We start from the raw sequence: 12,797 nt of genomic DNA, 5'->3' as shown, positions 1-12,797 counted from the left end.
CTCAATTCATCAAATTTAGAATCTACTTTAAAAATAGTTTCTAGGGTTATCTCCTACATATATTTACAACCTTTGTAAGTGGGTAGGAGTTAATCTAACCCTGCCCATGCTCTCCATGTCTTAGCTGCTGGCTTTAGAACATTTTCATAAAATGATGTCCAACTCGTTGTGTTTGGTGTTGGATCAATTTGTTTTCCTGTAGATTCATAAAGTGGATAATAATCTTCTACTTCTTCTTGAATCCATTCAGGAAGATCATCAAAACTTTCCATTACTTCACTTCGTGCGTGGAATACAAGGTTTCCTGGATATTCAGTTTCATCAAGTCCCATCCATGGTGTCCAAGGGCTGACTCTCGTCCAAGAATTCGTAATAGGTAATATTCCTTTTGGAGTTTTATTACCTTTCATTTTATTCTCATATTTTGCCGGAACTTGGAAATCGAAAAATTCTGATGATGTATACATTCCATTTTTTAAATTCATTGGATCTTTAATATTGTAGCGTTCTGCCAAATCATAAAGTGGGAATGCATCCGCATGGAATACTAGAAGTTCTCCAAGTCGTTCAGGTGTTTCAATTGGGAATGCACCAATTTCTCTGTCCCCTACTTTGATAACATTTCTGATGCTACCATCCACTACTCTGTAATCGAAATCGACGTGCTCGTTTTCAATATGTGAAACTGGATACGTGATCCCCGTGATTGGGTTTTTCCAATTTTTTATGATCTTTCCTGTTTTCAAATCTGTGTAAAACACAATTTCTCTTGTCATGATTTTGAAGTCGTTTGTACCTTTGATTCGAACTGCTCTTCGAATATTGTAACCTTCTATACCAAATAGCGCTTGGCCGTGTTTTAAATTCTTATTAAAGATGTCTCCTGGTACATAAGCATACGCTTTACCCTTAATGTGATAAACCATATCTTTTCCATCCGGTCGTGCTAATGCATGGAAGAACAATCTTTCTTTAGGATCTTTCAGTTTCTTGTATAGCTCAGCAGGCTTTTCTAATTTCTGTGGTGCAGGTTCATTTGACTGTGCTGCAGCGTTACCGATAAAAACGAAACTCGAGATTAGCAATACCGTCAACGCGATACCCAAGACCAATAGAAGACTCTTCTTACCATTTTCCTTAGCAACATAACTGTTCAAATAAATAGCCCCCCTTATAATTTAGAATACATTTTTCAATCTATTTGTTTACTCTACTGAACAAAAGTGCAGTAGACTTCTTACACAAGATCTTCTTTCGTTACATACGTTGTTTTTAACGGTCCATCCGTGCGGAAGAATGTGAGGCATCCCCACTCCGTACTAAAGTCACCGTGAGGGATTTCAGCAGGACGCCAGAAATAACTACCTTGTTTAAAATCGCCTCTGCTCGTACCCATTTCTCCATGGATTTGGAATGCTTCTTCCATGACTGGGTGTATCTCATAACGATCATCATGGAATTGTGGCAGTACGCCGAGTAACCATGAACTCGCACCGGTTTCAGGATTTTGATACAAACTTTTTCTCATGGCACCTGTAGGGAATCCTGGTGTGATCGTACCTTGCCATGGTATTTCAGCTGTCTTAGTAAACACAATCTCTTTATCACTGATTGTTGCATCATCATTCACTAAATGTAGCGCTCCTTCTGTCATCCATAAGAACGTGCAACCGCTTACAAACTGGATAAAATTTAACCCTACATGCTTTTCAATATATACATGAGTCAGATCTGAAATTTCTGTAGTGTTAATTTCTACTGTCCCTTCTAATAGAAGAGCTTCAATAGATACGCTGTATGCGCCACCTTCATGAGTTGCACCTGAAGGTATATATAGAAGGCTTGTGGATGCGCCTGATTCTTCATCCATACTAAGCAACTTTTGCATTAACTCTCCTGAAAATCCAGGTATGCTGACTGGTTGCCAGTCCATTTCGTGGATGTTGACAAATTCAATGTGTTCTCTAGCCATATCTTCAATCCCTCCAGGAAATCTTTAGTTATATCGATCGTCTAATATAATTACCGCGTCCGTATTCTTTAGTCGGCTGTCCATTTTCTACAATTATCTCGCCTCTGCTAATTGTATACACAGGCCAACCTGATACTTCTTTTCCTTCAAATACACTGTAATCTGCTACCGAATGCATTCTATCTGGTGTGATCACTTCTTTTTTGTTGATATCGACAATTGCGAAGTCTGCATCGGCACCAATTTCAATTCTACCTTTAGATGGTAAGTTAAATGATTCTGCAGGATGATATGAAGTAATCTCTGCTATTCTTTCTAGAGACAATCCTCTATTGTGATGACCTTCTGTGATCATGACAGGTAATAATGAACCGACACTAGGGAATCCGTATAGAGTATCGAAAACTCCTGTACCGTTTCCGTACTTTTTCTCGTGTGAGTTTGGCACATGATCTGTTCCTATTGAATTGATTGTGCCATTTTTAATACCTTCCCACAGTCTGTCTGAATCACGCTGACCATGTACTGGCGGTCCAACTTTCGCATCTAGACCCACTTCAGAGTCTTCCGTTAAGCATAAGTAATGTGCACATGTTTCCACTTTCACACCACTTTCGGTTAACCATGGTGCTGCTTCGAGAACATCGACACTATCAGCTGACGTCAGATGGACAATGTAGACATTACCTCCAACCACTTTGTTCAAGTACAATGTACTAAGTAAGGATTCTGCTTCCGCATAACCGGGACTAGTTAAAGACCACGTCCTTAAACCATCTTCAGCACCTTCCGCTTTGTATTTTGCAATTAAGCTTCTATTGATGTCCATGTTTTCGCAATGCACTGCAAGTAGAAGTTTAGGAGAAACAGCCTTAAACCTCTCAAGAATCCTCATTAAGTCATAAGAAGATAAATCCAATCCATTGGTGACATTAAATTTTTCATTTAACTGTTTCTCATAGTTTCTGAAGAATTTAAATGAAGTCAGGCCGAATCTTTCTACAACTTCTTCCAATTCATCAAGATGTTGTTCTGTTAACATACCTAGGCTATAGGTGAAATCAATATAACTATTTTTCTCCCCTATAGCTTGTACTCTTGGGAAGAAGTCTAGGTAACTCTCAACCTGTCTGTCGTAGTTGACGACTGTAGTGACACCACCGACTGCATGTTGTTTTGTATCGCGGAAGTCATCTACTACAGAATTATAGATACCAAGATGTTCGTGGGCATCTACGAGTCCTGGGAATACATGCAACCCTGACGCATCGAGTACTTCATGCGACTCTACTTCATCAGTATTTTCATAAATACCGACAATTTTCCCATCTTTTACGCCTACTTGAACTTGTCGTACGCCTTCTTTCGGAAATACAACAGATCCATTTTTAATAAGTAAATCAATTTTCATGCCTGGACCTCCCTATAGCTGTTAGTTAATTTCTGAAGTTTCATGTTTGTTTACTTTAGCGAAGTAGTTGTGGATGTCTTCTGATATTTCCACATCACAGTATTTCATCCATAGATCTAATAGCGCTGCTTTATGTGAGAGTTCAATTCTGTCATACACACAATCTTCTACAACTGCTACATTAAAGTTGTGAGTTACTGCATCTACAGCCGTTGCACGTACACACCCACTAGAAGAGCCGCCTACAAGGATTAATGAATCGATTCCCATCTTGATCAAATAGCTGATAAGCGGCGTTCCGAAGAAAGCACTTGCATAACTTTTATCAACAACTAAATCATTTTCATCCGGTTGCAGTTCTTTAACAATATCGGAAGCTGGATGTCCATCTATATATTTTGTATTATCTCTTTTAGCTTTCGCAGCAAATGAATCAAAGTTACTTGTTTTCTTTTGTACATTTCTTGTGTACAGAACAGGAATGCCATTTTCTTTTGCTGATTGCTTGAGTTTCTGTATTTTACGAATTGCCTTCCAGCCTTCTTCACCTCCACCACTTGGCCATTCTGCTAGCTGTTCAGTAATTGGCAGATCTGCACCTACATAATTTAGCTGAGCATCAATGATGACTAATAAAGGATTTTTCCCCAATCCTCTTTTAACTCCGTATCCACCTTTTTCTATTACTAGGCGATCGTCTTCTGTGAGAGCATCTTCCCAAATTCGTTTCATTTATTAAACATTCCTCTCTATAGTTATTTAATTAGGTAAAATATGGAAAGTACCCAATAATTAGCTAAACTTTATCTAGTACTAATTCATATGTCAATACTATTTACATATTTTGTCGCTATATATTTCTTTTGGTATAGACTACTGACTCTTTTACGTAGAAGGTTATTTCTCTGCATGAAAGTTGACTGATCTATCTAGTTCCTAATAGCAGAAGATTTAATTCTCACCTCGCTGTTCCGCATTATGGAACTCGTTCCTTTTTTGTATATCCTAATATTAACTTCACATAAATCAAATGTCAACACAATTCTATATAATCTGAATTAATTATTTTTATCATTTTGTAGAGTTGACATTCTATAGATACACCTATATTATTAATTCAAACATAAAGTTAGAACGCGTTCCGCATTACAGAACAGAAGATTTAATAAATACTACTATTTAAGAAAAAGGTGATTATGTATGGGACAAACTATTATAGAGAAGATCATTTCAAACCACTCTTCACAACGTGTAACGGCTGGAGATATCGCCATTGTAGATGTGGACTTGGTGATGGCTACAGATACGACTGGACCACTTACAATTAAGGCATTTGAAAATATGGGAGGTACGAAGATATGGGATCCGACTAAAATGGTGTTAGTAATCGACCACGCATCCCCTGCTCCCAATGAAGGTATTGCAGTACTTCATGATCTAATGAGAAAGTTCGCTACTGAACAAAATATTAAGCTATACGATGTTGGCGATGGAATTTGTCATCAGTTAATTATTGAAAATCAACACGTAAAGCCTGGACAACTGGTTTTAGGAGCAGATTCTCATACATGTACGTACGGAGCTATCGGCACATTTTCAACAGGAGTAGGTTCTACTGACTTGGCAGGTGCTATGCTAACAGGAAAAACGTGGCTAAAGGTCCCTGAAACAATAAAGATTAATATAACAGGTACATTGCAAGAAGGTGTAGTTGCCAAGGATTTAATTCTGTATTTGGTTGGGATACTAGGAATTCAAGGTGCCACCTATCAGGCGATTGAATTTACTGGAGAAGTCATTGAAAGAATGACTTTGGAAAGTCGTATGGTACTTGCCAATATGGTGATAGAAATGGGGGCTAAAGCAGGACTTGTTGATTTGAAGGGACTTGATTTGCCTTATGACTACGAAATATTGAAACCAGACGAGGATGCTAACTACACAAGAATCATAGATATAGATGTAAGTGATTTGGAAATGCAAGTTGCCGCACCCCACTCTCCGGATAACATAAAAGGAATTTCAGAAATCGGAGAAGTTCAAATCCAACAAGCATTCATCGGTAGTTGTACAAATGGAAGATTAGAAGACTTGCACGTAGCTGCTGATATTCTTAAAGGGAAAAAAGTACACCCAAAAGTACGTTTCATTATCGCACCTGCATCAAGACAAGTTTTCCAAGAGGCCTTAGCTGACGGAACGATTGAAATTCTTTCTGCTGCCGGAGCATCCTTCCTGCCTTCAGGATGTGGTCCTTGTGTAGGAACACATCAAGGAATCCCTGGTAATGGCGAAAACGTCGCATCTTCTACCAATCGAAACTTCCAAGGAAGAATGGGTAATCACAATTCAAATGTCTACTTAGGTTCACCCGCTTTCGTCGCAACAGCTGCATTGCACGGAAAAATCGTTAATCATAATTTGACTACCAAGGAGGCTATTGATTCATTATGATATTAAAAGGACACGCACACGTTTACGGTGATAACATCGATACAGATCGAATTATTCCTGGTAAATATACAAAAACACTCGATATGCAACGACTTGCAGACCATGTACTTGAAGATCTAGATCCTGAATTCCACAAGATCGTACAACCTGGTGATATGATTGTAGCCGGTGAAAACTTTGGTTGTGGCTCCTCACGCGAACAAGCGCCGTTAGCAATTAAAACTGCTGGTGTTTCAGTAGTAATCGCTCATTCATTTGCCCGTATTTTCTTCCGCAATGCAATTAATATTGGACTACCATTGATTGAATTGAGTTCATATAATATCGAAACTGGAGACTACCTTGAAGTAGACATCTCGAAGGGTATCGTCAGTAATATGAATAATGAGGAAAGCTATCAAGGTGCTAAAATGCCCGACGTTATGGTAAAGATCCTCAGTGAAAATGGATTAGTTGAATACTTAAAAAAGAATAAATCTTATTCATAACTGAATGTAACAACTTTACAAAGGGATAGACTTTTACGTCTATCCCTTTTATGTCGCTAATCTTCTATATAACTCTATAGTAATTGTTGGGGAGCTAAAAAAATTCAATAAAACGCTCGTGATCACCAATTTCTTTTATACTTGAATTGTCTAGAAACAAGTCAAAGACAAAGGTGAAAGGTGATACGTGCATATGAATTTCATTATGAATATTCTATGGTTAATAGATATACTCATTGATAGGTAGAAGAACATGAGATGAGAGCAGTTTTATTTGTATCCCTTCCTCAGAAACTTCCTTGCTACCATAATTGTAAAGCATAGACCAACAAAGTACATGACTATCATTTGCAGAAAACCAAACACCTAAAGTGGTTTGGTCGATTGATGAAGTACTGCGTAAAAAAACGTTAATTCATCGTGTATGAATTAACGTTTTTACATGATCTGAAATTAAATTATGCGAGCAATAAGCGGTTAGCAAGCAATCTGCTCCGAACCATAATACCAGCCCATGCTGCAAGAAAAGCTTTGATGAAGCCTCCGATTAAAAATGGAACAAAACCTGCCATGATAGCGGCTGTCCAAGAAAGTTCCGCGATAAATTTTAGCCAAACTGTACCAAACGCTAACGCAACAAACATTCCAATTATATTGGCGATAATCGCATTTGGTAGTTTGAAACTTGTGCGTTCCATATAATAACCCGTGATAAACGCTGTCGGAATGAAACCTATTAAAAATCCGCCAGTAGGTCCAAAAATAACTCCTAATCCTGAAGACATACCTGAAAATACAGGCATCCCTACCGCACCCATTGCTAAATATACGAGGACCGAAATCGTTCCGTAGCGTGAGCCTAGAATTGTGGCGGCTAAACCGACCGCTAATGTTTGTCCTGTAATAGGAACGAGTGGTAATGGAATTGTTAACTGTGCCATTACACCAATAATCCCTGCGAATAACGCTGAAACGATCATCATACGAAGTTTAGATCTAGATTGTATCATTCTATGTAAGCCCCTTTTAAGTAAACTATATTATATACGTTGTTGACATTAATTTTATCTCATGAGAATTTTAGTGTCAATACGTTTATCAGTTTTTTACATCTTCTCGTCCACTTTTATTTATAATAAAGGAAAGAGAAAGGGAGAGTGATCGTATGGATGACAAACGTTTTGAGGTTATTGAAAAACAAGGGAAGTTGACACAATTCCAAGTGATTCGTGATAATCAGACCGGTGTATTGTATATGTCCTATAGCGCTGGCTATGGTTTAGCCATGACGGTTATGATGGATCGGGACGGCAAACCTTTAGTTGACGAGGGGTATACGAAACCTAGATCTTATTAAAAGTATGTACTGAACGATAAAAAAGACGATTCTCATTGCACAACGCAGTAGAGAGTCATCTTTTTGTGAACATTCTTATAGTAAAAAGAATAGAAATGATTTCAAACATATTTCTTACTTCGGCAAAGTTCGAATATCCACTGCTTTATCTTTGAAATGAGTGTGCAGTGATTTTATAGTATATACGTTTGTGTCTGATTAATGGATTACAATTGTCCTATTTGTTTTTCATCTCATACATCGATGCATCGGCTTGTTGAATTAACATTTCAAAGCTATCCCCATCGTCTGGATAAATCGCTATGCCAATCGATGCGTCAATCGAAGTAATGGTTTCCATATTCAAATTCGTCAATTGCTTTTTTAAGTTATTAACGTACTCTGTTTGAAAACCTTCTTCAACATTCGGAATGACATGCACAAATTCGTCGCCTCCCCAACGTACAATGAGGTCATCGCTTTTCGCATTCATTTTTATAAGGTCAGCAACGTATCGTAGCAACGCATCACCTATTTGATGTCCATACGTATCATTTACACCCTTAAAGTCATCCAGGTCAATCAATACAACGCCAATTTTTTTCCCTGTACACTTACTTATGGAAACCTGCTTTTTAAACACTTTATCAATGGTTCGTCTATTATACGCATTTGTAAGAGGATCTTTCTCGGCATAAAATTTAGCCAAGTCATACTGCCAACCGCCAATCCAAGCAACCGTCAAGAATATCAAAGTTAAAACAAAAAAACTTGCTTCAAAAGGATTGTCTAAATATTGGTGGTAATACATATAACGAATGACATTAAACATGATAACAATACAAGCAGCGATAAGCCGTCCTTTATATCCCATACACTTTCCTCGATTTCAATTAACTTTCTCTTGATTTTAGCATAAATATATTGAAATAGAAAATGGAACTACTAGGTAACGATAGGAAAAATAGAATACCTCTAATTTTTATAATTCAACTAAGGAGAATCTTAAGAGGATACAAACTTATACACGTAACGAACCACGGAATCCCCTAGCCGCATAATAGGATTCCGCACCATTATGATATACAAAAATCGTATCGTAGCGACGATCACAAAATAGCGCCCCTCCAAGTTTTCTAATAGCCGCCGGCGTTTGCACCCAACTCGACGTTTTCTTATCAAACTCTCCAAGCTTCTGAAGTTTTCGGTATTGCTCTTCCGTCAACAGCTCAATCCCCATCTTCGCAGCAAATTCCATTGCATTATGCTCGGGTTTATTTTTCTTCCTAGACTCTAGCGCTTCCAAATCATAGCAAGCACTTCTACGCCCACTAGGACTCTCTGCTGAACAATCGTAAAAGATGAATTCACCCATTGTTTCATCGTAACCTACAACATCGGGCTCCCCGCCTGTCTCTTCCATTCTATGGAGTGACCACAATTTTTCGGTATTCGCTTCGAGTTTCTTTTGAATGGTAAGCCATTCAAAATCCACATGGCGGTTCATGTTTTTCTCAAAACGTTCTTGTAACGTTGCAAGTAGTTGCTCTTGTTGTTCTATTGATAACTTTTCAGCGCTATTTGTCATTTGAAATTCCTCCTAACATTTTCACCACTGGCGATTAAATCATTAGCATGCGCTATTGAGATTATCATGAAACAATGAAAAAGATACCAAGTCCACAATCAAATCGAAACCTTTCCACTAACACTTCGTTATAAGTAAAACGAGTAACTAGAGGAGTTCGATAAGGTTGTCGATTTTACTAATGAGTAGTTCCCTTTTTCTACTAGCACTAGTATTTATGAAATCATTACTTGTAAGAATAGTTTCACCTACTAGTATCATTGCGAGAAAGCTGTCCGTGGTACCTTGGTTTCAACATACCGGATGGAGTAGTTTATTTTTATTTCTTTTGAACGCTTTACTTTTTGGAACTACGGCAGCTTTATTGTTTTTATTGTCGTCTGCTTTCATTCCGTTTCTATATCTAATAGTTATGATAGTTGCTGTCCTAGCTAGCTTATTTGTATGGATTTCCATTTTCCATGCAGATCAGAAGAATAGCAAACAGCGATTGATCATGGGACTAATAGGCAGTAGCTTTTATCTATTTTTATTCGCTTTTATAGCTTATCACATGTTCACACCTACACTAGAAGTAGAAACGACTGAGCACGATCAATTTATGGAGTTTATCGCATTGTTTTTCATCAGTATAATTACACTGACTGCATGGATTGTTTGTTTAATTATCACTGGCCTTTATCAAAAACGCTAAAGAATATTGCTATTCAGTACACTAGTGATTTATAAGAAAAAATAGAAATAACTAAACAAACTACTCTTTATCCTAAAACCTGGAATAGAGTAGTTTGTTTAGTTTGTTAGATATAGTTAAAATGAGAAATCCTTACGCCAGTTCGTATTGTTTCACAAACATACTTTCAATCAGCTTATCTAATACAAAAGGTGTATAGGTGAACGCGCTTTTTTTGTGTAAACGCTCTGTTAATTTATGTGCATCCTTTCCGAAAGGACCAACATTCAATACAGGCGCCTGAAGCTCTTGCATCTTATTAAATGGAATGCTGTACGTATCTCCCCATACAGGTGTATTATCCTTGAAAGCATGCCAACCTGTATCCCGAGCATCATAATTAACATAACTTAAGTCAGAAATTCCATTAAAATAATGTATCTGATGTGCTTTAATATTAAATTCATCTTGTAATAGTTGTTGAGTTAATGCAATTTTCTCTTGAACGAGTTCATTATCAGAAGAATTGATTGCTGGATAATAAGGCGGTGCATAAAATAATATCGTCAACGGTGCGAGTTCCTGGCAATGAGCCATTAAATTATCACAAATCCGCATCGACATCTTACGCTCATCTAGTGTGCTATCCGCCAGCACATTTTCCATTATTTCATCTACAGCTGGCTTTCCAATTTTATTTACTGCATACTCCAACAACTTCTGGTACTCTAGCACTTGGATGTCGCCGATTGGATTAACGCCTTCTCTTTCACATATAATCTTATAATCTCTCGAACAGTCAGCCATCGCTTTCTTGGCCGTTTTCTTGAATATATCCATAATATCTTCTGCGTTTTGTCGCATAACAAATACATTATAGAGTGCAGCACTGTGACAAGATGTTTGTGCGGAATAGTCATCCTTCAAATCTATTTCCTGCAGACAAATCGGCAATGGCGTTTTTTCACCATATACTTCTTCTACAAAGTCTGGATTAAACTCCATCGCTTTAGTTAAATATGAAGCCATATAATGACCTGTCAAACCATTTAATGGCTCTCCTGCATGCGTTTCTCTACCATAAAATAATGCTGATGGCATAATCTTACCAATCGTCCCTGAGTAAATATAATATGTAGAGTCTTGTGGTTTTTGAGAAAAGGAAGGTTCGCTATTTAAAAATAGATGATAGTTTAGCTCGTGCTTTTCCCTTAATTCTATTAATCCACTAACAGCCGCGCGCATACCTGCAGAGTTTACTTCTTCATCTGGCACAGTGACTAAAATTAAGTTGATTGGCCACTTTTCGACACTCGCTTTCTCTAGTAAATGAAGATGCAGTACTAGACCCATTTTCATATCCATCGTGCCTCTGCCAAAAAGATATTCTTCTGAAAGTAAATCTTCTTGTGCATCTAAAGGTAAATCATTCAATCTAGCCTTAAATGCTTCAGTTAACTCTCTTGGACGAAATGCAAGATCTTCCAATCCACCGCCAAACTCTTCTGTATGTACCGTGTCAAAATGACTGATCAAAACAATCGTTTTCTTCGTTACACCACTATTATAAAAAGCAGTTACCGTATTTCTACCTTTACCCGCATCAAAACAATGGATTTGAGAACTGTTTTCTTTGAAATACTTTATTTCTAAAAGCTTCTTCACTATTTTTGATGAAAACTCGATTTCTCCTGCTGTACCTGTTCTGCTTTCCCAGCTGACAACCTCGCACAATAGATCTTCAAGACTTTCGGGTGTATTCCACTTTATATGTTGTTTCATGATGTCCCTCCTGGTGTTTTAAATGGGAGCGTTTGAGTAATAACGCATGAATCGTTTTTCAACATTGTCTAAATGTACAACCATCTTATTTTTGGATAAACGAACATCCTTTTTCTTTAACGCTTCTACTATTTCAATATGTTCTTGATAGGCGTCTTTAGCACTTTGTGGCACTGTACTAGACAGTATTAAGAATGCACGGTTAACCCCTGTATTGATCCGCTCAATCATACTTTTTAATTCATTATTATTATTTAAAGAGGCAAGTAGGATATGAAATTCACGATCCAGCTCGATAAAGTCCTGATAGTTATCGCGATTAATGGCATCGGATTGTTTAGATAGGTTTTCTAACAATGCCCCGATAAAATCTGAATTGACGTGCGCAACTACCTTTTCTATACTGTGTACCTCAAGAATACTTCTGATTTCCATAAATTCGAGAGAGTTTTCTTTCGTGAAACTAGCTACAATCGCAGGGCGACCTTTCATCTGAATGACTAACCCTTCTGCAGCTAATCGATTCAACGCATCTCTAAGTGGCGTTCGGCTAATCCCTAAGTTTTTAGACAAACTTTCTTCTGGTAGCGGTTCCTCGTCCTTCAGCTTTCCAGTTATAATTGCTTTTTTGAGTAAGTTATATGCTTGATCTGCTAACGTTTCGCTTGGTTTTATGATTTTCATGTCTGCACCCACATTCTATTAATATAAGAGGCTTATTTGCCTTCATTATTAATAAAGTACTCCAATTAATACACTACCGCAATCAATTCTATTGCCCGATCGTTGGGATTTTCCAAACCGTGACTCTGTCCTTTTGCAATTAGACATAAATCGCCGGCTTTCACCGGAATGCGTTGTTGTAAATGGTTTAGAAAGATACCTTCTCCACGCAAAATATAGTAAGCTTCCGCATCCTTAGTGTGAAGATGATAGCCTATTGATGATTGTGGTTCTACAATGACTGTCGCAAACAATGAAAGACCTTCAATTTGATCATCTTCAGTGACAATCTTCTGTATTTGAACACGACCGATCCCTTGATGTAAATTCTCAAGCACTGTCGTTTCTTTTACACGTTTAACCATTAATA

14 protein-coding genes are annotated in these 12,797 nt (G+C 37.6%); 4 read left to right on the top strand and 10 right to left on the bottom strand.

Annotated features, from left to right (window positions below; genetic code table 11):
* Positions 1–89: 89 nt before the first annotated feature.
* From ORD22_RS10610 to ORD22_RS10595, 4 genes are all read right to left on the bottom strand, one after another.
* Positions 90–1,157: a DUF1838 family protein gene (locus ORD22_RS10610; protein WP_317645944.1), complete on the bottom strand. Its 1,068-nt coding sequence runs from the start codon at positions 1,155–1,157 to the stop codon at positions 90–92.
* 80 nt (positions 1,158–1,237) lie between these two features.
* The gene (locus ORD22_RS10605) at positions 1,238–1,972 is read right to left on the bottom strand and encodes a DUF4437 domain-containing protein (RefSeq protein WP_317645943.1); all 735 of its coding nucleotides are present in this window, start codon (positions 1,970–1,972) and stop codon (positions 1,238–1,240) included.
* A 28-nt stretch (positions 1,973–2,000) separates the two neighbouring features.
* A complete protein-coding gene (locus ORD22_RS10600) occupies positions 2,001–3,383 on the bottom strand; it encodes a dihydroorotase (protein ID WP_317645942.1) in 1,383 nt (460 codons plus the stop codon).
* 21 nt (positions 3,384–3,404) lie between these two features.
* Positions 3,405–4,115, bottom strand: coding sequence for an isochorismatase family protein (locus ORD22_RS10595; RefSeq protein ID WP_317645941.1), 711 nt, complete (start codon positions 4,113–4,115; stop codon positions 3,405–3,407).
* Between the two features lie 468 nt (positions 4,116–4,583).
* Here ORD22_RS10595 and ORD22_RS10590 point away from each other — a divergent pair, with 468 nt between their 5' ends.
* Positions 4,584–5,837 carry a 3-isopropylmalate dehydratase large subunit gene (locus ORD22_RS10590; RefSeq protein ID WP_317645939.1) on the top strand — a complete coding sequence of 418 codons (1,254 nt, stop codon included), beginning with the start codon at positions 4,584–4,586 and terminating at the stop codon, positions 5,835–5,837.
* Complete coding sequence (locus ORD22_RS10585) at positions 5,834–6,325, top strand: 3-isopropylmalate dehydratase small subunit (RefSeq protein WP_317645938.1); 492 nt, start codon at positions 5,834–5,836, stop codon at positions 6,323–6,325. Before ORD22_RS10590 ends, ORD22_RS10585 begins: the two co-directional genes overlap by 4 nt.
* A 458-nt stretch (positions 6,326–6,783) precedes the next feature.
* Here the strand turns inward: ORD22_RS10585 and ORD22_RS10580 are convergent, their stop codons facing one another.
* Positions 6,784–7,335 (bottom strand): biotin transporter BioY, encoded by a 552-nt coding sequence (locus ORD22_RS10580; RefSeq protein WP_317645937.1) that lies wholly within the window; start codon positions 7,333–7,335, stop codon positions 6,784–6,786.
* A gap of 155 nt (positions 7,336–7,490) precedes the next feature.
* Here ORD22_RS10580 and ORD22_RS10575 point away from each other — a divergent pair, with 155 nt between their 5' ends.
* A complete protein-coding gene (locus ORD22_RS10575; protein WP_317645936.1) occupies positions 7,491–7,682 on the top strand; it encodes a DUF6440 family protein in 192 nt (63 codons plus the stop codon).
* A gap of 217 nt (positions 7,683–7,899) precedes the next feature.
* Here the strand turns inward: ORD22_RS10575 and ORD22_RS10570 are convergent, their stop codons facing one another.
* Both ORD22_RS10570 and ORD22_RS10565 read right to left on the bottom strand, forming a co-directional pair.
* A complete protein-coding gene (locus tag ORD22_RS10570) occupies positions 7,900–8,535 on the bottom strand; it encodes a GGDEF domain-containing protein (RefSeq protein ID WP_317645935.1) in 636 nt (211 codons plus the stop codon).
* Positions 8,536–8,682: 147 nt separating this feature from the next.
* The gene (locus tag ORD22_RS10565) at positions 8,683–9,249 is read right to left on the bottom strand and encodes a DUF4256 domain-containing protein (protein ID WP_317645933.1); all 567 of its coding nucleotides are present in this window, start codon (positions 9,247–9,249) and stop codon (positions 8,683–8,685) included.
* A gap of 328 nt (positions 9,250–9,577) precedes the next feature.
* Here ORD22_RS10565 and ORD22_RS10560 point away from each other — a divergent pair, with 328 nt between their 5' ends.
* A complete protein-coding gene (locus ORD22_RS10560; protein WP_317645932.1) occupies positions 9,578–9,943 on the top strand; it encodes a hypothetical protein in 366 nt (121 codons plus the stop codon).
* A 132-nt stretch (positions 9,944–10,075) separates the two neighbouring features.
* Here ORD22_RS10560 and ORD22_RS10555 read toward each other — a convergent pair whose 3' ends face one another.
* The 3 genes from ORD22_RS10555 to ORD22_RS10545 all read right to left on the bottom strand — a co-directional run bounded on the left by ORD22_RS10555 (position 10,076) and on the right by ORD22_RS10545 (position 12,792).
* Positions 10,076–11,704, bottom strand: a complete 1,629-nt coding sequence (locus ORD22_RS10555; RefSeq protein WP_317645931.1) for a M20/M25/M40 family metallo-hydrolase — start codon at positions 11,702–11,704, stop codon at positions 10,076–10,078.
* A gap of 18 nt (positions 11,705–11,722) precedes the next feature.
* Positions 11,723–12,388 (bottom strand): GntR family transcriptional regulator, encoded by a 666-nt coding sequence (locus ORD22_RS10550; protein ID WP_317645930.1) that lies wholly within the window; start codon positions 12,386–12,388, stop codon positions 11,723–11,725.
* 65 nt (positions 12,389–12,453) lie between these two features.
* Positions 12,454–12,792 (bottom strand): cupin domain-containing protein, encoded by a 339-nt coding sequence (locus ORD22_RS10545; RefSeq protein ID WP_317645929.1) that lies wholly within the window; start codon positions 12,790–12,792, stop codon positions 12,454–12,456.
* Positions 12,793–12,797 lie beyond the last annotated feature (5 nt).

Origin of the sequence: Sporosarcina sp. GW1-11 (assembly GCF_033088395.1) — a bacterium.
Taxonomy (GTDB): domain Bacteria; phylum Bacillota; class Bacilli; order Bacillales_A; family Planococcaceae; genus Sporosarcina.
The sequence above is the reverse complement of the archived record's forward strand: the minus strand, read 5'-3'. Positions and strand labels throughout refer to the sequence as shown.